General features: G+C 62.0%; 13 protein-coding genes and 1 pseudogene. 12 read left to right on the top strand and 2 right to left on the bottom strand.

Annotated features, from left to right (window positions below; translation table 11 throughout):
* Positions 1–167: 167 nt before the first annotated feature.
* Positions 168–914 carry a LytR/AlgR family response regulator transcription factor gene (locus ACYVGC_RS19255; protein WP_460585484.1) on the bottom strand — a complete coding sequence of 249 codons (747 nt, stop codon included), beginning with the start codon at positions 912–914 and terminating at the stop codon, positions 168–170.
* A gap of 139 nt (positions 915–1,053) precedes the next feature.
* On the opposite strand from ACYVGC_RS19255, the gene ACYVGC_RS19250 reads away from it, so the two are divergent.
* Positions 1,054–2,004, top strand: coding sequence for a hypothetical protein (locus ACYVGC_RS19250; protein ID WP_460585483.1), 951 nt, complete (start codon positions 1,054–1,056; stop codon positions 2,002–2,004).
* Between the two features lie 11 nt (positions 2,005–2,015).
* Here ACYVGC_RS19250 and ACYVGC_RS19245 read toward each other — a convergent pair whose 3' ends face one another.
* The gene (locus ACYVGC_RS19245) at positions 2,016–3,116 is read right to left on the bottom strand and encodes a sensor histidine kinase (RefSeq protein WP_460585482.1); all 1,101 of its coding nucleotides are present in this window, start codon (positions 3,114–3,116) and stop codon (positions 2,016–2,018) included.
* A 485-nt stretch (positions 3,117–3,601) separates the two neighbouring features.
* Here ACYVGC_RS19245 and ACYVGC_RS19240 point away from each other — a divergent pair, with 485 nt between their 5' ends.
* From ACYVGC_RS19240 to ACYVGC_RS19190, 11 genes and pseudogenes are all read left to right on the top strand, one after another.
* Positions 3,602–8,116, top strand: a complete 4,515-nt coding sequence (locus ACYVGC_RS19240) for a non-ribosomal peptide synthetase (protein ID WP_460585481.1) — start codon at positions 3,602–3,604, stop codon at positions 8,114–8,116.
* A 2-nt stretch (positions 8,117–8,118) separates the two neighbouring features.
* Positions 8,119–8,811 carry a 4'-phosphopantetheinyl transferase family protein gene (locus ACYVGC_RS19235; RefSeq protein ID WP_460585480.1) on the top strand — a complete coding sequence of 231 codons (693 nt, stop codon included), beginning with the start codon at positions 8,119–8,121 and terminating at the stop codon, positions 8,809–8,811.
* 188 nt (positions 8,812–8,999) lie between these two features.
* A complete protein-coding gene (locus ACYVGC_RS19230; RefSeq protein ID WP_460585479.1) occupies positions 9,000–9,638 on the top strand; it encodes a hypothetical protein in 639 nt (212 codons plus the stop codon).
* On the top strand, positions 9,635–10,786 hold the full coding sequence (locus ACYVGC_RS19225; protein WP_460585478.1) for an AAA family ATPase: 1,152 nt from the start codon (positions 9,635–9,637) through the stop codon (positions 10,784–10,786). The genes ACYVGC_RS19230 and ACYVGC_RS19225 overlap by 4 nt, the downstream gene beginning before the upstream one ends.
* Positions 10,787–10,833: 47 nt before the next feature.
* On the top strand, positions 10,834–11,544 hold the full coding sequence (locus ACYVGC_RS19220; protein ID WP_460585477.1) for a hypothetical protein: 711 nt from the start codon (positions 10,834–10,836) through the stop codon (positions 11,542–11,544).
* Positions 11,537–13,969, top strand: a complete 2,433-nt coding sequence (locus ACYVGC_RS19215) for a hypothetical protein (RefSeq protein ID WP_460585476.1) — start codon at positions 11,537–11,539, stop codon at positions 13,967–13,969. The genes ACYVGC_RS19220 and ACYVGC_RS19215 overlap by 8 nt, the downstream gene beginning before the upstream one ends.
* A gap of 4 nt (positions 13,970–13,973) precedes the next feature.
* The gene (locus ACYVGC_RS19210) at positions 13,974–15,800 is read left to right on the top strand and encodes a hypothetical protein (RefSeq protein WP_460585475.1); all 1,827 of its coding nucleotides are present in this window, start codon (positions 13,974–13,976) and stop codon (positions 15,798–15,800) included.
* 297 nt (positions 15,801–16,097) lie between these two features.
* Entirely contained in the window at positions 16,098–17,330 is a 1,233-nt protein-coding gene (locus ACYVGC_RS19205) for an NADP-dependent isocitrate dehydrogenase (protein ID WP_460585474.1), read from the top strand.
* 609 nt (positions 17,331–17,939) lie between these two features.
* Positions 17,940–19,025 (top strand): annotated as a pseudogene (locus ACYVGC_RS19200) (aldo/keto reductase).
* A 36-nt stretch (positions 19,026–19,061) separates the two neighbouring features.
* On the top strand, positions 19,062–19,961 hold the full coding sequence (locus tag ACYVGC_RS19195) for an SDR family NAD(P)-dependent oxidoreductase (RefSeq protein ID WP_460585473.1): 900 nt from the start codon (positions 19,062–19,064) through the stop codon (positions 19,959–19,961).
* An 80-nt stretch (positions 19,962–20,041) separates the two neighbouring features.
* Complete coding sequence (locus ACYVGC_RS19190; protein ID WP_460585472.1) at positions 20,042–20,944, top strand: helix-turn-helix domain-containing protein; 903 nt, start codon at positions 20,042–20,044, stop codon at positions 20,942–20,944.
* Positions 20,945–21,175: the final 231 nt, after the last annotated feature.

The following is a 21,175-nucleotide window of genomic DNA, read 5'->3' as shown; positions in this document are numbered from 1 at the left end:
CGAAAACTACCTCGCCATGCTCCATTTTGCCTGCGCTCGAATCACTTGGTATAATTGCCTATTTGGATAGCCTCTTAGTTCAACGGCGTGGTAGAGATGCTTCGGCAAGCTCAGCATGACGTTCTAATCAGCATGACGTTCTAAACAGATTATAAACAATCAAACGACTAGCTCCAGCGGCTCAAAAACTGCGTGAAGGCCTCCTTATATTGCTCACCCACGGGGATGGTTTCGGTGCCAATTTGCACGGTGAGGCGGCGCACGGCTTCAATCTTGTCGAGGGCCACGATGAAGGAGCGGTGGATGCGCAGGAAGCGCCGGCCGGGCAGCTTTTCTTCCATCGCCCGCAGGCTCATCAGTGAAAGCAGGGCGCGCGGCGTGCTTTTGAGGTGCACTTTCACGTAGTCCTTCAGGCCCTCCACGTAGAGGATATCGCTGAGCGACACGCGCACGAGCTGGTACTCCACTTTCAGGAAAATGTGCTCCTCCTCGGCGGCGGCGGGCGCGGCGGTCGGGGTGGCTTCGGCGCTGGCGTGGGTGAGTTCGGCGTAGGCGCGGGCCTTTTGGGCGGCCCGCAAAAACTCCTCGTAGTTGAAAGGCTTCACCAGGTAGTCGAGGGCGTCAACTTTGTAGCCATCCAGGGCATACTGCGGGAAAGCGGTGGTGAACACGATGCGCGGTGGCGTGGCCTGCTGGCCCAGCACGCGCGCCAGCTCCAGGCCGGTAAGCTCCTGCATCTGAATGTCGAGAAAGGCCACGTCAACTTTTTCGGTGAGCTCGTGCAGGCCTTGCAGGGCCTCCACGCCGCTGCCGTAGCGGCCCACCAAGCGCAGAAAAGGGGTTTGCTCGATAAAGGTGCAGAGCAGGGCCAGGGCCAGGGGTTCGTCGTCGACGGCGATGCAGGTAATAGGCATGGGGCAAGAATAAATCGGGTAATCAAGGTAGGTAATGCGGGTGGCCCGGACGCGTCGGCCAAAAGTGGTGGGTGGCCGTATGCTGGCTGGGGCCGGCGGGTGGCCCGTTACTTTTTACGTCTTAGTCAGCTTCTAGCGTATGGTTCGCCTTTTAGTTGTAATACTAGCCGCTACGGCCCTGGCGGGCTGTGGCCAGCCCAAAGTAGCCACTGCGGAGCAGCCCACCGCAACGAGCCCGGCGAAAATCAACATCCCCGGCACCCGGCTATTCATTGCGCCGCCCGCGGGCTTTAGGAAGGCGACCGACTTTATCGGCCTGGAGCGCGACGCGCAAACCGCGGTGATTGTGATGGACTTGATGGTGGGCAATTATTATAAAAACGCGGCTACGTTCAGCCGTGCCGAAGTAGAAGGGCGCGGAGTAGAGGTATTTGATTTTCAAGACACTACCATTAGCGGGTACCCAGCCAAGTACTTATTCGTACAGCCCGAGCCGGCCACCAAGGCCTACTGGGTGGTTTTTGGTGATTCTACTTTTGCGACTACGCTCATGGCCTCGTTTCCAAGCGAAGATGCGCAAACGGGGCAGCAGATGAAGCAGGCCATGCTGGCGGCCACCTACGACAAAAAGCTTAAGGTTGACCCGTTTGCCACCGCGCCCTTTGTTCTGGATGAAAGCCAATCGAAATTCAAATTCGTCATGTTTTCGGGCAACATGTACGTGTACTCCATTGGGGGCGCCAAGGAAAACTCGGCCGACCCCGCCAATAGCGCGGTTATCACCGTGACGCCCCTGCCCGCCGACCCCACCAATACACCCGATGCAATGGCCATTACCCTGGCCGAAGGCCTGGAACGCAACGGCTTGACTGACAAAAATATACTGAACTCCTCTACTGAGCGCATAAATGGCTACGACGCCTACGAGGACGAAATCACGGGCATGATGCGGGGCAAGAAGGCTCATTTTTACGAGCTTTTCGTAACCAATGGACACAAGTCAGTTATGGTGCAAGGCGTGATGCCGGCCGGCTCGGATGGCCACGCCCAGGAAATCCGGGATTTTGCCCATGCTATTAAGCTGAAATAACGCAGCCAGGGCTAGCTCACTTGCAGCTTTAGCTTCACTTCATACTCATTGTCAGGCGTTTGCTCAGTTACTTGTAGCGAGTAGCGGCCGGGGTACAGCAGGTCGAGGCGGCGACGGGTGTTAGTGAGGCCGATGCCGTTGGAGCCCGCCAGGTCGGTGCTGGCCTTGGGGAAGCGCGTGTTGCGCACGTCGATTTCGAGCTGACCGGGCGTGGGCTGGCGCAGGCCAATGTAGATGCGGCTGGGCGCGGTAGCCGCCACGCCGTGCTTGAAGGCGTTTTCGACGAATGGCAGCAGCATCATGGGCGCAATGAGCACTTCGCGCACCGGCTCGGGGTGCTCGAAAGTGACCTGCACGCGGTCGGTGAGGCGCAGCTGCATGAGCGTGATATAGTCTTGAATAAAAGCCACTTCCTGGCTGAGCTGGGCGTGGCCCGAGGCCGTATCATAGAGCACGTAGCGCATCATGCGCGAGAGGCGGTGCAGGGCGGCGCGGGCCCGCTCACCGTCGATGAGCGTGAGCGAATAGATGTTGTTGAGGGTGTTGAAGAAGAAGTGCGGGTTGATTTGGGCCTTGAGCAAGCTCAACTCGGCCTCCACGCGCTGCTGGTCGAGGCGCTCGCGCAGGCGGGCCTCCTGCTGCCAGTGCTGCACCACCGTAATGGCCGTGCCAATGCCCAGCACCAGCAGCGTAATGAGCAGGCTCACCAGGTCAAAGCGGCTGCCGCGCGGCGGCCGGGGCGCGCCCAGCGCCGGGCCGCGCCGGCTGGCCTCCTCGGCCGCCTGAAAGGCCTGCCGCATCAGTTCCGAAACGTGCAGGGTGCTTTCCAGAAAGCGCCCCAGCAGCATGATAACCGCCGCCGTAGCCGCCAGCGCCAGCACAAACCAGCCCGTGCGCCCGCGCAGCAGCAGGCGCGGCACGCTCAGCCGCGTGGTTACGTAGAACGCGGCCAGCCACAGCACCAGCAGCGCGCCCTGCCGCACCCAGTACTGCGGGGGCAGCTCTACCCGGCCCTGCATGGGCTGAAACAACAGCAGCGTGAGGGCCAGCAGCCCCCACGCCAGCACGTGGATGAGCGGCGTGAGCAAGCGCTGGAAAGAAAACGTGGACATACGGCCTCCAAAGAAATAAGCAGGCCAAAAGTACCCCGCCTGCTGCCCCCCACCGCCTGGGCCCGACTACCAGGCCAATTGTGCCGACTGGGGCCCGGCTTTTGCCGCCCGGCCGCTTTTGTTTGTAGCTGCTACCGGGCCCAACCACCGGAACCAGGCCAAGTGGGGCAGAGCTAGTGCCGCCCCGCTTCGGCAGGTGGGAGCGCAGGTTAACCCTTTACCCGGCGGGCTCTTCTCAGCGAAGAAGCCGGCAGTTTTTGTATCTGGCCAGGGCGGTTTGGCGTAGGAATTGCCCAGCGCCGCCTCGGCTACGTGGGGGCTGCCGGCCACTGCCTTTTGGCGGGCCGGGCCTCATGGTTGGTTCACCTTTGCCTGCGCTATTTGACTGCGGGTGACGGCGATACGCCTAGCCCGCCCGTTTTCTTTCGTTCGCCGCTCTCCGGCTTGTTCTTTCTACCGCGGCCCACCGGCGCGGCCTGCCCCTCATGAGTACGAGTATCGACCTGCCCCTGGCCCCCGTTGCCGAGCCGAGCCCCACGCCCCCGGCCGCCGATTTTGAGCTGGCCTTTCAGCAAAAAGAAACCCTCATTGCCCGCTACCTGGCCGCCTTTGCAGTGGTGTACTACCGCCAGCCGGCCGAGCGCAGCCCCACCCAGCTGCAAGCCACGCTACGGGTGGAGAACGCCACAGCAGCGTTCCCGCTAGCCACTATCTTACTTAATATCAGTGATATACTTACCCTGACCGAGCTGGCCGCCGAGGCCGCCAGCCAGCTGGTAATGGGTCTGGCCGGTGTGGCCGAGCAGCTGGGCGCGGCCATCACGCGGGCCCGCATCGCCTTCCCGGCCCCCGAAGCCCAAAATCCCGACCACGAGTGGTGCGTGACCCTCGACTTTGCGGCTGGTGGCCCGGTGGCCGTCAGCTTTGCCTGCACCGGCGGGCTGCCGGGGCCCTGGGGTGCGGCCTACCTGCCGGCCCACGTGCAGCGGGTATCCGAGCAAATAGAGGCTAATCCGCAGGCCACCGTGGGCTACGTGTTCTTCCTGGCGGAGGAGGAAGTGGGCCTGCTGCGCCAGTTCCTGACCGTGCCGCAGCAGGTAGCCGAAGGCGGCCCGCAGCAGCTGCACCAGCTGTTTGAGGAAACCGCCCGGCTTTATCCTAATCACATTGCACTCAATTGGTTGGGCGATACCCGCACCTACCGCCAGCTCAACAACGAGGCCGACCAGCTGGCCGCCCGCCTCCGGCACCGGGGCGTGCGGGCCGGCGACTTTGTGAGCTTGTTCATGGCCAAGTCGGTGGAGCTGTACGTGGGCATGTTGGCCGTGCTCAAAGCGGGCGCGGCCTACGTGCCGCTCGACCTCTCGTTTCCGCCCGACCGCGTCACGTTTATTCTCGGCGACTGCGGCGCGCAGGTGCTGCTCACCAACCAGCCTTTGCCCGAAGGCTTCGCCAGTTGGCCCGGCCTAGTGCTCGACCTCAACATACCCGCCCCGGCGGTGCCCTCCTTTACGGAGCCAGTGGTGGTGGGCCCCGATTCCATCGCCTACGTCATTTACACCTCGGGCACCACGGGGCTACCCAAGGGCGTGCTCATTCCGCACCGCAGCATCTGCCACCTGGTACGGGCCGAGCAGCTGCTGTTTCAGCCCACCCCGCAAGACCGCGTGGTGCAGGGCTTTTCGGTGGCCTTCGACGCCTCGCTCGAAGAGCTGTGGCTGGCCTGGGGCGCGGGCGCTACCCTTGTGCCGGTACCCGAAGAAACCATGAAAGCGCCCGACGCGCTGCCCGGCTTTTTGGTCGAAAATCAGGTCACCGTATTTTCCACCGTGCCCACGCTGCTTTCGCTGCTGCCGGCTAACATTCCCACGCTGCGGCTACTCATACTAGGGGGCGAGGTGTGCCCACCCGAGCTGCTGGCCAAGTGGGCCAGCCGGCAGTGCCGGGTGGTGAACACCTACGGCCCCACCGAGGCCACGGTGGTGGCCACGGCTGCCGACTTTGTGCCCGGCCAGCGCCTCACCATTGGCCGGCCGCTGGCGGGCTACCAGGTGCTGCTGCTCGACCAGCTGGGCCAACTGGTGCCGCTGGGCGGGGCCGGCGAGCTGTGCATTGGCGGCGCGGCGCTGGCCGCCGGCTACCTCAACCGCCCCGAGCTAAGCGCCGCTAAGTTCAACACCGTGAGCGAGTTGCCAAACGGATTTGCGGGCCGCCTCTACCGCACCGGCGACCTGGCCCGCTTCGAGGCAGAGGGCAACGTGGACTTCCTGGGCCGCATCGATACGCAGGTAAAAATCCGGGGCTTCCGGGTGGAGCTGGCCGAAATCGAGAGCCTGCTGCTGCAATGGCCGGGCATCCGCAACGCCGCCGTGGCCCTCAAAGAGGGCACCGACGGCGTGAAAAAGCTCATCGCCTACCTTATTCTGGAGCCCAACCAGCTGCTGGACGAAAAGGCAGTGCGGGCCTTTCTGCGCGAGCACCTGGCCCCCTACATGCTGCCCGCCGCGCTGGTACCGCTGGCCTCGTTTCCGCTGCTCACCAGCGGCAAAGTCGACCGCAAAGCCCTGCCCTACCCTGTAGTAGGCGCGCAGGGCACCACCCGCGAGCTGACCCTGCCCCGCACCCCGCTCGAAACCGCCATTTACGCCGTGTGGCAGAAGCGCTTCGATACCGCCGACCTGTCGGTAACCGACGACTTTTTCGACATCGGCGGCAACTCGCTGCTGGCCTCGCTCATCATCTCGGAGCTGCGCCAGCAGCCTGATTTTCAAGGTCTTTCGGTGAAGGAGATGTATACCCGGCGCACCATTGAGGCGCTGGCCGCCGCCATGGCTGCCGCGGCCAGCGCCCAGGCCGCCGCGCCCGCCGCCGAGCCGGCCCTAGCTAATTCAGTGGTGCGCGCCAACACCGCCACCCGGCTGGCTACGGCCATCTTGCAGCTGGTTTCGGTGGCGCTTTTCTACGCCGTGCCAGTGTTTTTCCTGAACCTGTCGCTGCACTTCCGGCCCGTATTTGCCGAGTGGTCGTGGGTTGAGTTGATAGCGGCCGGCATAGCCTCGGTGGTGCTGTACGTGCCGCTGGCCTGCCTGCTGGTGGTAGCGGTTAAATGGCTGATTATCGGCCGCTTCCGGGCCGGCGAATACCCGTTGTGGGGCTTCTACTACTACCGCTTTTGGGTGGTGAAAAAGCTGGTGGAGGCCGCCCCGGTGCAGCTGCTGTCGGCCACGCCGTTCCTGGCCGTTTTCTACCGTTTGCTGGGAGCTAAAATCGGCAAAAACGTGTACCTCGGCACCACCCGCGTGCTGTGCTTCGACCTGCTAACGGTGGGCGACGGGGCCAGCCTGGCCCGCGAGGCCGCCCTGCTGGGCTACCGCATCGAGCGCGACCGCCTCATAATTGGGGCCACCACCGTAGGCCGCGAGGCCTACGTGGGCCTGCGCGCCATCATGGAGGGCGACACCAGCCTGGGCGACGGCGCCGAACTCGACGACCTCTCGGTGCTGCCCGCCGGCCAGCAAGTGCCGGCCGGCGAGGGCTGGCTGGGCTCGCCGGCCCAGCGCGTGCGTACCGTGGTGCCGGCCGGCCCGCTGCGGCCGGTGGCCGCGCCTAGCGCGGGCTACCTAGCGGCCCAGCTGGGGGCCATTGCGCTTATGCTGCTGGTGCCCACGGTAGCCTCGCTGCCCATTCTGGCCCTACTCTACGAGAGCGTGGCGCACTTCGGCGCGGAGGCTTCCCTGCTGACGCTCATTCCGTTATCGGCGCTCTACGTGCTGCTGCTGATTGCCGTGCTGGCGGGTACCAAGCGCCTGGTAGCCGGCCACCAGGCGGCCGGCACGCTGCCCCTCTATAGCCTCGCCTACGTGCGCCACTGGGTGGCCGACGCCGTGCTGGCCCAAAGCCTGACGCTACTGCGTCCGCTCTATGCCACCATTTACACGCCCTACTGGCTGCGGCTGTTGGGGGCCAAAATCGGCGCGCGGGCCGAGGTTTCGACCCTCAACCACATCTCGGCCGACCACCTCACGGTGGGGCCCGGCTCGTTTCTGGCCGATTCGGTGAGCGTGGGCGCGCCCCGCGTGCAGCACGGGCTGGTGTCGGTGCTGCCCACGGTGGTGGGGCCGCGCACCTTTGTGGGCAACGGCGCGGTGCTGGCCGGCGGCACCGTGCTGGGCACCAACAACCTGATTGGCGCGCTCTCCTCTGCCCCCACCGACACGCCGCCCGATAACACCTCGTGGGTGGGCTCGCCGGCCTTTTTGCTGCCCAACCGGCCCATGTCCACGGCCTTTGCGCCCGAACTCACGTTTGCCCCGCCGGCGCGGCTCATTTGGGCGCGTAGTATCATCGAATTATTTAAAATCGTACTGCCGTTTACGTTCACGTTCGTGACGTTTGCGGTGCTGTATCATTACTGCCACTGGCACCTGCTGAATTACCCGTTCTGGAGCAGCGTGGGTGTGGGCACGGGGGCGATGGTGGGCCTCATCTTCGGCTTTTCGCTGCTCACGGCCCTGCTCAAGTGGGTACTCATTGGCCGCTATCGGCCCTCGGAGCAGCCGTTGTGGTCGTCGTGGGTGTGGCGCAATGAGCTGATTAACTCCTTGTGTGAAAGCTATGTATATCCTTTTTGGGAAGCGGCGCTGCTGGGCACACCCTTCGCCACCTGGTTTTTCCAGCTGATGGGCAGCCACTTCGGCCACTCGGTGTACATGGACACCACCGAAATCACGGAGTTTGACCTGGCCTGGGTGGCCGACCACGCCATTCTCAACAACAGCTCGACTATTCAAACCCATTTGTTTGAGGACCGGGTCATGAAAATGTCCAACCTGCGCATCGGCCGCTACGCCACCGTGGGCACTTCCTCGGTGGTGCTCTACGACTCGGTTATCGGCCCCGGCGCGACGCTCAAAAGCCTCTCGCTGCTGATGAAAGGCGAGCAGCTGCCCGCCAACACCCGCTGGCAGGGCATTCCGAGCGCCTTCATTTCCAACGGGTAACCTTGGCAGCCCCCTTCCTGCACAGTTGGCAGGCCGACCTCACTACCGAGTACCCCGGCTGGCCCGCCGCCGAAGCCATGCTGTCGGCGGCGGAGCTGGCGCGGCAGGCGCGCCTGCGCACTCCCACCCTACGCCAAACCTACGGGCGGGCCCACGGCTTTTTACGGAGCGTCCTTTCTAAATATAATTCGCTTACTAACAACGAGTTATTATTCACATCCGACGCTAACGGCAAGCCCCAGCTGGCAGCGGGCGGCCTGCATTTCAACCTCTCCTACCGGCCCGGCCGGGCGCTGCTGGCCGTGTCGAATACCGGGCTCGTGGGGGCCGACGTGGAGCCGCTCACCCCACTGGCCGACGCCACCGCGCTGGTAGCCGAGCTATTCGCCCCGGCCGAGCAGGCGGCGCTGCGCGCCGCCGCGCCCGCCGATTATTGGCCACTTTTCTACCTCATCTGGACGCGCAAGGAGGCCTACGCCAAAGCCCTGGGCATGGGTTTGGGAATGCCGTTTGCGGCGTTTTCGGTGTTGGATTTTCCGCCGGGCGCGCCGCCGGTGCTCACCGCGCCAGCGGGGTGCCAGCTGCGCAGCTTTCGCGTCGGAATGGGCTACCAAGGTGCAATTGCTGCGTTGGGTAATGCAGTTAAGCCAGCAATTCAGCACTTTAGCTATCCAAAGGAACTTGTTGCGTTCTAGGTCGCCCTCCGCGTGACCCCACCCCCTAGCCCCCTCCCCTCCGGGAGAGGGGGAACTAGCATTAGCTATAAAGGGCTAGAAATTAGCTAGTAAAACTAGAGCTAGCTCCCCCTCTGCCGGAGGGGAGGGGGCTAGGGGGTGGGGTGAACGCGGAGGCCGAGCTACCGCGCCGCGCTATATTGCCGCCCATGCTGCCCTCGCTCCCCGATTTTCTACGCGCCTTGCTCGCTACCGGCGAGGTGACGGTGGCCGGCCAGCTCACCCCCTTTGCCGCTGCCGACCTAGCCCCCGCCACCGAGCTGCTGCGCCGCTACCACGCCGCCGATGCCCTACACCAGGCCCACCAAATGCCCGCCTTCGCGCCCGTGGCGGCGCAGTGGGCGGCTGGGTTTCTGTACCGCGCCATGCAGCTGGCCTTTTTGCGCGACTACGACGCCGAGGCCGTAACCAAACACCTGGCCGACTGGCCCCACGAAATCACGCCCGAGGCCAGCTACTCGGTCGATTTGACTTTGCGCCACCTACCCGCGCTGCTCGGCCTGGCCCGCGACCTGGCCCCGGCCGATGCGCTGGTAACCCGGCTGCAAGCCGTGGGGCAGCAGTGGCCGCTTTCGCTGGTGGGCGTGGCCCCGGCCCCGGCCGAAGCGCCGGCGGCCATACTGGCCCACCCGGCCCTGCGCACCCTGTACCTCGACCGCATCATCGAGCGGCGCGACCGGGCGCGAGCAACCCAGCCGGGCGTGCACGACGGCATCCGGGCGGCGCTGGGCGAGTACGCGGCGCAGCTCTGGCCCGATTTTCTGACTGTTGTTCCGACCGTTTTATGACTGATTTTCCGGCCCCGCTGGGGCTTCTCATTGACAAGCTGCACCGCGTAGCCCGCCACCTTAAGGATACGTTTGTGGGCAAAGACGACATCATCGACCTGCTGATGCTGTGCCTGGTGAGCCGCGAAAACCTGTTTTTGCTGGGCCCGCCCGGCACCGCCAAAAGCGCCCTGGTGCACGCCCTGGCCCGCTCGGTCGAGGGCCAAACGTTTGACTACCTGCTCACGCGCTTCACCGAGCCCAACGAATTATTCGGCCCCTTCGACATCCGCCGCCTGCGCGAGGGCGAGCTGGTGACCAACACCGAAGGCATGCTGCCCGAGGCTAACCTCATTTTTCTGGATGAGCTCCTGAACGCCAACAGCGCCATTCTCAACAGCTTACTACTTGTGCTCAATGAGAAGGTATTTCGGCGGGGCCGCGAAACCCGGCCGCTGCCGGCCCTGCTCATTGTGGGCGCCAGCAACCACCTGCCCGAAGACGAGGCCCTGGGCGCGCTCTTCGACCGCTTTTTGGTGCGGGTGCGCTCCGACAACGCCGAGCCCGCCGACCTCAGCGCCGTGCTGGCCGCCGGCTGGGGCCTCGAGCAGCGCACCGCCGCCGCCGAGTTGCCCACCATCGCGGCGGCCGAAGTGGCGCAGCTGCAAGCCGCCGTGCCCACCGTGGACCTGGCCACCGTGCGCCCCGCCTACGCCGCCCTAGTAGGCCAGCTGCGCCAGGCCGGCCTGGCCTTGAGCGACCGCCGCGCCGTGAAGCTGCAACGCCTGCTGGCGGCCAGCGCCCTGCTCAGCCAGCGCCTGGTGGCCGTGCCCTCCGATGCCTGGGTGCTGCGCCACATCTGGGACACCGACGAGCAGCGCGAGGTGCTGGCCGGCCTCGTCAACGCCGTGGTTTCGGCCGATACCTCGCCCGCCCCTCACCCCCGCGCCGCCGTGGACCTCGTGCCCGATGCCGACGTTATCTACCAGGAAGTGAGCCGCCTTGCCGAACGCTGGAACGACCCCGCCACCACCCCCGCCGACCGCGCCACCCTCAAAGACCAGCTCCGCTACCTGCACGGCCGCACCCAGTGGCTCACCAACCCCGAGCAGCGCCGCTACGTGCAGGAGCCCCTGGATGTGCTTTGGCAAAAAGCGCTAAGTAGTTAACAGTGAGCAATAAGCAGTGAACAATGAGTGGTGCTATAATTGAACGAGTGTTGGTATTGGCCGAAGCCCAGCGCGCCACCTTGGGCACAGTGCGCGACCAGCCCGGCCTGCTCGTGGCCGCCGACGCGGGCCAGCTGTGGATACGCGGGCTACGCGCCACCGGCCCGCTGCCGCTGGCTCTGCGCCAGCTACCCGCCCTGGCTGCCTACGGAGCCGACGCGGCCGGGCGGCTTTTCCCCGGTGGGCGGCCCACGCCCACCGGCCGGCTGCCGCTGCTGGCTTGGCAACCAATTCTGGACTTTGTGCCGCTCGAATTACCGACGGCGGCGCTGCCCGGCCAGTTGCCCGCGCCGGTGCCGGTGCGGCTGGTGCCCAGCGCCCAGCCCCGGCCGGGCGCGGCGCTGCTCACCACCCTGGCCGCCTGGCAGGCCTACGCCGAAACCGCCCCCGCCGTGCGGCTCGCGGGCCTGCGCTTTGCGGTGAGCAGCCGCGGGCAGGCGCTGCTACTGGGCGCGCCGCTGCCCCCGCTGCCCGGCCAGGAATATTGGCTAACTGACGGGTTACTGCTGCCGGCGGGGTTTGAGTTTGAGCTGCCGATTGCGGCACCGCTGGTGGCGGCCCGCCTAACCAACGGCGGCGAAAACTTCGCTTTATTCGACGCTACGGGCGAGTACGAAGTCATTGCCACCACCCAACTACACCCTGCCACGCGCGCGGCCATTCGCCTTACTTCCAATTATTTACCCAGCAATGCCTGAGCAAACTGAGCCCGTGCCCGGCCTGGCTATTGCGCCCTACTTCCAGCCGCCGCAGGGGTATTTCTGGCGGTGGGCCGAGGGCAATGAAGTGGTGGAGTGGGTGAATGGCACCACCATCACCTACCGCGAGGAGCTGGCCGCCCTGCTCACCGGCCTGGCCCCCACCGGCCTGCCCCCGCTGGGCGCGGTGCTGCTGCTGCTGGCCGCCTGCAACACCGGCTGGAAGGAAAGCAGCGCCGAAATCGGTCTGCTGCAAGGCTTGCTGCGCGGCCTGCCGCCGGGTGGCCCGCCCGACGAGGAGTTGACGTTTCACCTCAGCGTGGCCCGCACCTTTCTGGATATTATCCGCGAATTGCCGCCCGAGCTGCGCCAGGGCGTGGCCAAAGAGCACTTGCTGCGCGAGGTATTGAGCAGTAGCAACTCCGCTGGGTACTTTGCCATTCTGCCTTCTAAACGGATAGCTAGCGACCTCACTACTTACCACGAGACGGAGTTAATTCAATCCGAATTCCAGCTCACCCGTTGGCAATTTGAGACTGACTTGCGGTGCTTCGACCGTGCCACCCGCCGCTTCCCCACCGTGCACGGCCTGGAGCTGCGCCTGCGCACCGGCCTCGACCAGCTGCCTGAGCCGCTCGAAGAAACGCCCGCCCCGCCCCCACCCGCCGAGCCCGCCGCCGACCTGCTGGCCGAGCTGGCCCAGGACCGGCAAACGGCCGGCCTGGCCCGCCTGGTGCCCCACCTGCGCGCCGCCCTGCACCTGCCCCACACCGCGCCCCAAGCCAGCGAGCAGCCCCTGGGCGGCGTGGCCGACCTCAGCAACCGCGGCCCCCTCGACCGCCTGTTGCTAAGCGAGTTGGCCCAGGACGACCTCAGCCTGCTGGCCCGCCTCGCCCACGGCGAAGCCCTCTACCTGCGCCGCGAAGCCCCACCCCTGCCCCAGCCACCGCCGCGCGTGTTCCTCCTCGATACCACGCTGCTCATGTGGGGCCTGCCCCGCGTGGCCGGCCTGGCGGCGGCGCTGGCCCTGGCCGCGCCCGGCCACGCGGAGCCGCCGCAGGCCTTCGCCCTGTGGAGCCACCACGCTCAGCTACTCGACCTACGCTCGCGGGCCGGCGTAGTGGCCGCCCTCGGCCTGCTCGACCCGGCCTTGCACTGCGGCGCGGCGCTGGCGGCGGTGCTGCCCACGCTGCCCGCCCCGGCCGAGGCGCTGCTCATTACGGAGGCCAACGCCGCCCGGCAACCCGACTTTAGGGTGGCGTTGGCTGCGGCGCCGGCCGCCCTGCGTTTTCTGCTCACGGTGGCCCGCAGCGGCGAGCTGGTGCTGTATGAACTGCGCGGTGGGCGGCGCACCGTGCTCAGCACCACGCAGGTAGATTTGGAACAGCTGCTAGCCGGAGACCGGGAGCCCCGGCGTGCGGCCGGGCCAGCCGTGGTACTGCCCGCTTTTATGCAGCAGGCAAAGGCCCCGCTGTTTTTTCCTACGCTGCACGTAGCGGCCACCGCCGGCACCATGCTGCACGATGAAAAGCGCGGGGCTATCGGGGTAGATAAATACCGCCGGCTACTCTATTGGCCCAGCGCCGGCACCGGCGCGCTGGAGCTTTGGCCCGGGCTGGAGGAGGGCAGCTATGGCTTCGGGTTTGGCACGCGCGGGCAACCGCTGGCCTACGTATTGGTGGGGTCTTCCGGCCGGATTCGCAAACCTGCCCTCGTGCTGTATATCATTAACCTAGTGCAGCTTACGGTGCAGCGGGTAGATTTATCAGCTAAGCTGAACGCGTATGCCGATTGGGTAAGCATCGACTACGCGGCCGCCAAATTTTACCTGGTGAAGGCCATTGATAAAACCGATTTAGTAGTTGACTGTCAGTTACATACACTCACCTCCCAGTCGCATTACTTTGCTACTAAGCCCGCTGCTGCGCCCAGTAGCTTGCCCCCAGCCAACTTTCTCAATCCTGGCTACTCGGTGTTGCAGCGCGTCAACCGCATGGGCATCAGCCACAACGGCCTACTGACCATTGAGAACCGGCAAGTAGTAATAGGGAGTGCTGTAGATGATGTGCTTTTGCTGGAAACAGTTTCTGACGCAACCATCACACAGCCAACTACCCGCACGGGCAGCATGGCGCAGCGCACGGCCACGCCGGGCATTCGGTGCGAGCGCCTGACGTGGCCCGACGGCAGCGAGGCCATTGTGGATGGCCGCGGCCTGCTGCACCTGCGCAGCGCCGATAACACCCTGGCCGAGTTTACGTTGGTACTGGCCATTGACCGCCCCACCGCCGCCTGGGCCGCTGACGGTGTATGGTGTGGCAGCTCGTATTTTACGGGTGGGCAGGCCTTGGCTACCGGTTTAGTGCCAGTAGACGAGTTTTACGAGCACTATCTGCAACCCTTTATCGACCACATTACCCGCTAGTCGCATGCTGCTCACCCTGCACCCTACCCTCACCGCGCAGCGCCCGGCCGTGGCCGCCTTTTTGGCCGGGGCTGAGCCGCTGGCCTGGCTGCGCGAGCTGAGCGGCTGGGGCGTGGCCCCCGAGGTGCTGGCCTGCTACGTGGTGCCCGAGTCGGTGCAGTCGGTGCGGGCGGCCGGGCTGCTGGTGCTGCTGCCCACCGGCAGCCCCCCGCCGCCCGACCTGCGCGAGCCGCTGGGCGTGGTGGCCGGCCGCCTCTACCTGCCTACCCACGCCAGCCTGCGCCCCGCCACTACCGCGGCCGAGCTACAAGGCATGCTGCTGTACGAAGTGCAGTTTTACCATCCCGCCGTGGGCCTGGTGGGCTTCGAGGCCACCGACCGCCTCACCCTGGCCGACCTGCTACTGCTGCCCCCGCCGCGGCCGGCCGACTGGGCGCGGGCGCACCCGGGCGCGCCGCTGCCGCCGCCGCTGCGCAGCATTCGGGTGCAGGCCCCTAGCGTGGCTGAGGTGCTGGCCGGGGCCCAGGCCGAAGTAGGCAGCGTGCCCCTCGCCGACCTACCGGGCGCGCCCGAGCCGCCTTCGCCACTCGAAAAAACGCTGGATAGCCTCAAGCAAGGGGCCTTGCGCGCGGGCCTGGCGGCCAGCCAAGGCTTGCTGGGGGCGTTGGGCACGCTGGGGGCCGGCCTGGGCGCGCTGGGCGGGGCTGGCGCGGGTGGGGCCGCTGGTCCGCCCGCCGGGCCGGGGCCGCTTGACCGCCTGCATGACTACTTTAGCGGGAGCCTGGCCGATTTGGAGCGCAATCGCCGCAACGAGCTGGCGCGCCTGCTCGACTTGTTTGGGCAGGATATGGAGGCCGCCCTGCGCTTTGCCATTCCGCTGGACAGCCCATACCAGCACCGGGGCACGGCCGCGCCCGGCAGCCGCCTGGGGGAGCGCAGCCCCACGTTCAGCCTGGGCGGGCTGGGCGGCGGGCAGCGCGTCGATGGCTGGGACTTGAGCGGTTATCAAGACCAACTGCGCGCCAGCTATTTGCGCGCTGCTGCCCAGGAGGCAGCCGCCGGCCGTTTCCAGAAGGCGGCCTATATCCATGCTCACCTGCTCGGCGACTACCGCACCGCTGCGCAAGTGCTGGTGCAGGGCCGCTATTTCCGCGAGGCCGCGGCCCTCTACCGCGAGCACCTGCGCGACCCCAGCACTGCCGCCGCTACCCTGGAGCAGGGCGGCTTGCTGGCCGAAGCCCTGGAAATTTACCAAGAGCTCAACGCCTACGAAAAGGTGGGCGACCTGCACTGCGCCCTGGGTCGGCCCGCGCAAGCCGTGCCCCACTATGAGCGCGCCGCCACCGAGGCCGAGGCCGCCAGCAACTGGCTTATCGCGGCTAATATTCTGGCCTACAAGTTACTACGCCCTACCGAAGCTGAAAACAGGCTGCTGATTGGCTGGGCCTGCCAGCACAAGCCCGAGACCCACCTCAAGCAATACCTATTGCTGCTCACCGCCACCCGGCCCGCCGACCTGCCAGCCGCCGTGCGCACGTTGGCCCAGCTGCACACGCCGCCCGGCCGCCGCGTGCAGCTCCTCGAAGGACTACTCACCGGCCTGCCCACCCGCCTCACCGACCCTGCCCTGCAAGCCGAAGTGCAGCAGCTGGGCTTTGAGATAATTAGCCAGGAGGCCGTGGCAGGCCGCCCCCAAAGCGTGCACCTGCTTCGGAAGCTGCTGCCCCACGACCGCCTGCTGCCCAGCGATGCCAGCCGCTATGCCAGTCAGCAGCCCGCCAAGCACAAATCTTTAATAATCAATAGTTTATTAAATCATCACAAAACGTGATGATTTAGCTTACTAACCAACTCAAGCTATTCCTGGCTGCTGCTAAAGCTTGAAAGCAACTGCGGGCGGGCCTAAAAACCCGCTTCGCCAGCCTCGCTAATAAATTATGGCTTGTCTGAGCGGTCGCAAACGTTTGCGACCGGGCCGGGCTGCTGCCGGGGGCTAAAACGTGCTTAATATTGACACCCGTATCTAACAAGGCCGCCGCGTGGCCTGTTAGCCGGGACCCAATTTCTGGCTCGGCACCGGGCGCTTTTGCCGGTGGCCCAGCCAACCTTACCTACTCCCACCTCCCACATGACCAAAATCAAAGTAGCCAACCCCGTAGTTGAGCTTGATGGCGACGAAATGACGCGCATCATCTGGAAATTCATTAAGGATAAGCTCATTACGCCGTATCTGGAGCTCGATATCAAGTACTACGACCTCGGCATCGAGTACCGCGACGAAACGAATGACCAGGTAACCATCGACTCGGCCAACGCCATCAAGCAGTACGGCGTGGGCATTAAGTGCGCCACCATCACCCCCGATGAGGAGCGCGTTAAAGAATTCAACCTCAAGCAGATGTGGAAGTCGCCGAACGGTACCATCCGCAACATCCTGGACGGCACCGTGTTCCGCGAGCCCATTGTGATGAGCAACGTGCCCCGCCTGGTGCCCAACTGGACGGCCCCCATCTGCATTGGCCGCCACGCGTTTGGCGACCAGTACCGCGCCACCGACTTCCTCACCAAGGGTAAGGGCAAGCTCACCATTACCTTCCAGCCCGAAGACGGCGGCGAAACCCAGTCGTTTGAGGTGTTCAACTTCAAGAGCGACGGCGTGGCCCTGGCCATGTATAACACCGACGAGAGCATCCGGGGCTTTGCCCACGCCTGCTTCAACCAAGCCCTGAGCAAGGGCTGGCCGCTGTACCTGAGCACCAAAAACACGATTCTCAAGAAGTACGATGGCCGCTTCAAGGACATCTTCCAGGAGATTTACGAGCAGGACTACGTAACCAAGTTTCAGGTCGCCGGCATCACTTACGAGCACCGCCTCATTGACGACATGGTGGCCTCGGCCCTCAAGTGGCACGGCAACTTTGTGTGGGCCTGCAAAAACTACGACGGCGATGTGCAGAGCGACACCGTAGCGCAAGGCTTTGGCTCCCTGGGCCTTATGACCTCGGTGCTGGTAACGCCCGACGGCGGCACCATGGAATCGGAGGCTGCCCACGGCACCGTGACGCGCCACTACCGCGACCACCAGAACGGCAAGCCCACCAGCACCAACCCTATCGCCAGCATCTTCGCCTGGACGCGCGGCCTGGAGTTCCGGGGCAAGCTCGATGGCAACCAAGAGCTCATCGACTTCTGCCACGCCCTCGAAGCCGTGTGCGTCGAAACCGTGGAAAGCGGCAAAATGACCAAGGACCTCGCCGTCTGCATCCACGGCAACAAAGTGGAGCACGGCCGCGATTACCTCTACACCGAGGAGTTCCTGGAAGCGCTGGACGAAAATCTGAAGAAGAAACTGGGTAAGTAAGCTAGTGGTTTATAGCCTGTTGAAAGAAGCCCACCCGGTAGCCGGGTGGGCTTTCTTTATTTCAAATTGTTGATTATCAAGTATTTATAAGTCATCAAATAACTTGTTTGCTTTGGTTAAAAGTTTGATACAAATAGTACGTGCCCCGTTTGGGGTCGCGTTCATGGTTGATTCTGCGTTCGCTGTGTCCCTCCTTTCACCCTCTTGGGCTATTATTATCTCAGACCCGCTGCAACCTCCGGGAAATGTATAAGCCTTGCGTAGAAACGTATAAGCCCAATTTTATCTTTAGTCAGAATTTTGTATAGCATTAAAAGCTATTCAAAATGACAAACGCAAATTCTGACATCGCAAAACAGGTTAGCTTTCCGTCTAACAACCTTAAAATTGCGGCTACTCTTTAGTACCCAGAAGACTTATTTCTGAATAAGAAATGGCTGAAATTTTTCGCTGTTTTGGGCAATAAGATAGTCTTTTTTACTTAGTCAAGCCAATATCCTTTGGTTCTTTGAGCAGCCACCGTTTCCGGCTCCAAATAAGGCTTAAAAAACAGGCGATTTTTTACTCAGGAACAAGTTTAATTAATTCACCAACTGTCAAACCAAAATTATGTCACTCAATTCGTATATCACGCTTGGTAATTCCGGTCTTCGGGTGAGCCCCTTCTGCCTGGGCGGTATGACGTTTGGAAACGATATGGGCTGGGGTTCCAGCGTACCGGATTCCGAAGCCATCATTTCCCGTTACCTGGAACAAGGTGGTAACTTTATCGATACCGCCAATGCGTATAACCTCGGTCATTCGGAAAGAATCATTGGCGATTTCTTTCAGCAGCGCCAAGGACAGCGCGACCGGGTGGTTATCGCCACGAAATTTTTCAGTAACCTGTTTGCCGGGGACCCCAACGGTGGCGGGGGGAGCCGCAAAGCCATCGTGGCGCAGTGCGACGAATCGCTGCGCCGGCTGCAAACCGATTACATCGACCTGTATTACCTGCACAACTGGGACATGTTCACCCCCGTGGAGGAAACCATGAGCGCCCTGGATACGCTGGTGCAAGCCGGCAAGGTGCGTTACATCGGTTTTTCCGATACCCCGGCCTGGAAAGTAGCCCAGGCGTAGGTAATCGCCCAGTTCCGGGGCTGGGCACCGCTAATTGCCCTGCAAACCGAATACTCGTTACTGGAGCGCACCGGCGAAGGCGAGCTGGTACCCATGGCCCAGGAGCTGGGCCTGGGCGTCTTGCCCTGGAGCCCGTTGAAGATGGGCAAACTTTCGGGCAAATACACCCGCGAAAACGGCGAGAAGATGCAGGGGGTACGCGGTTCCATTGTTGGTCAGCTTACCGACAAGGAGTATGAGGTGATTGAAGCGCTGCAAAAGGTCGCGGCCGAACACCAAACCGATGCCGCCGCCATTGCCCTGGCCTGGGTGCAGCACAAACCGGGGATAAGCTCCACCATCATTGGGGCGCGTACCCTGGCTCACCTGGAAGCGAACCTAAAAGCGCTGGATGTGAAACTAACCCCGGAACAGGTGGCGGCCCTGGACGCCGTATCCAAACCGATACTGAACTTCCCGGCTGATTTCAACAAAAACCAATCGCCCAGCTACGCCCATGCCGGCGCAACGGTGAACGGCGTGCCGAGCCAGGATTTCTTTAATGTGCCCACAGACAATTCAAAGCGCTGGTAATATTTCACGGAAATCAATCAGTAACCCTAACACCCTATGTGGACGGCCAAAGACATCCCTGCGCAAGCGGGAAAAACAGCAATTGTTACCGGGGCCAATACTGGTATTGGCTACGCAACCGCTTTAGCCTTGTACCAGGCAGGAGCAACGGTGGTCGTTGCTTGCCGGGACCGGAAAAAAGCAAGCCAGGCTATTGCTAAGATGGAAACGGAGAAAGGCACCGGCTCCTTGGAAATCGGTGTGTTGGATTTGGCAAGCCTGGCATCCGTCCGGGCGTTTGCCGCAACCTTTAGTGCGCAACATCAGCAGCTGCATTTATTAATCAACAATGCCGGAGTTGGGATACCACCGGCGGCCAAAATCAGCGAGGGGTATGAATTGCAGTTTGGCGTAAACTTTCTGGGCCACTTTGCCCTCACCGGCCTGCTATACCCGTTACTTCAGGCAACGCCGGGGGCCCGGATAGTCACCCTAACTAGTTTCGGTTACAAAGGTGCCATCCTTGATTTCGATAACCTGAGATTGGAAAAAGATTATGACGCGGTTCGGGAATACGGGCAGAGCAAATTAGCCGACCTTATCTTTTCCCTTGAGCTAGACCGGAGAATCAAAGCCATTGGCCATCAGGCAGTATCCATCGCCGCGCAACCCGGAGCTGTTGGCACCGACCTGGCCCGGCACATGCCCGACGAAGCCGTTGTTGCGATGCAAAACCATTTTGGGGGCCTCATGGAACCCTGGCAAGGCACTTTGCCCACGCTGTACGCCGCCGTGGTCATCGAAGCAACCGGCGGCAATATGTATGAGCCTGATGATGAAGGCTATAGAGGCTATCCCACTTTAGCTACCTTACAGGAAAATGCACTGGACGCGAGGGTAGCCGAAAGGCTTTGGCACACCGCCCAGGAAGCAACAGGAATTTTTTATCCTATGTAGATAGCAACATAACCGCAAGGATTGTTTGTAATTACTCCTTGCGGCTATGTTGAAGTAAACGTTAAGGAAAAATATAGGCAATGAAAAATAAATTCGTAGAACTCACATCTATAAGTGAAGCACACAAGGTGTTTGGATATGACAAACCTAAGCACCCGCTTATTTCATTGGTTGATTTTACTAAGCTAAAACCTGAAGTAGTAGCAGCAGATGCCTTTTACCAAATGGCGTTTTACACCATTTCCTGCAAGCACTTTGAAGGTATTTTCAGGTATGGGAAATCGCATTATGATTTCAATGAAGGCACATTAATATTCACCGCCCCGCATCAAGTCGTGAGTGCAAGCCACGACCTACAAATGGATGAAGGGTGGGGTTTATTTTTTCATCCTGAGTTAATCAACGGCACGGCCCTGGGCAAAAAAATAAATCAATACGCTTTTTTTGATTATGCGGCGAATGAAGCCTTGCATATCTCGGAGGATGAAAAATTGATTTTAAGAGACTGTATTGAAAAAATAGAAAGAGAATACTTGCAAAATATTGACAAGCACACGCAAGGATTGATTGTGAGTAATATCGAGCTACTGCTGAATTATTGCGACCGGTTCTACGATAGACAATTTATTACGAGAGGCAAAATAAGCAAAGACATTGTGCAACGCTTTGAGCATTTATTAAATGACTATTTTACACAGGAAAACCTGGTCAACGTCGGATTGCCTGACGTTAAGTTTTTTGCATCCCACTTAAATTTGTCGCCCAATTATTTATCCGATTTACTGAATAGGTTCACGGGTAAATCAACCCAAGAACACATTCACCTCAAACTAGTTGACACGGCAAAATCGCTTTTGTGGGGCACGCAAAAATCAATTAGTGAAATTGCCTATGAACTTGGCTTTGAGTATCCCTCCCATTTTACCAAAGTTTTTAAAACCAAAACAGGACTGACGCCGCAACAATACAGAAATACAAACTAATCTGATTAACAGCTTGTTAAAATTTCCGGATAAGGTGCAGACTGTTAGCTACTCGTCTTGCGTGTTGAAGTGCTACTAACTTACGGGCAACCGCTGGGCAATGGTATGATTTTATGGTCAAAATGGGCGGTTTCGCTACGTCGGCAGGAAAGCGCGGCAGCTAACCGCTGCCATCACCCGGATGTCACCCGTGAGCGGGCAGCATATCAATTCGCAAGGCGAAGGCGATTT

It is taken from the genome of Hymenobacter arcticus (genome assembly GCF_054779975.1).
Note: the sequence above shows the minus strand (reverse complement) of the source record. Positions and strands in the feature narration are given on the sequence as shown.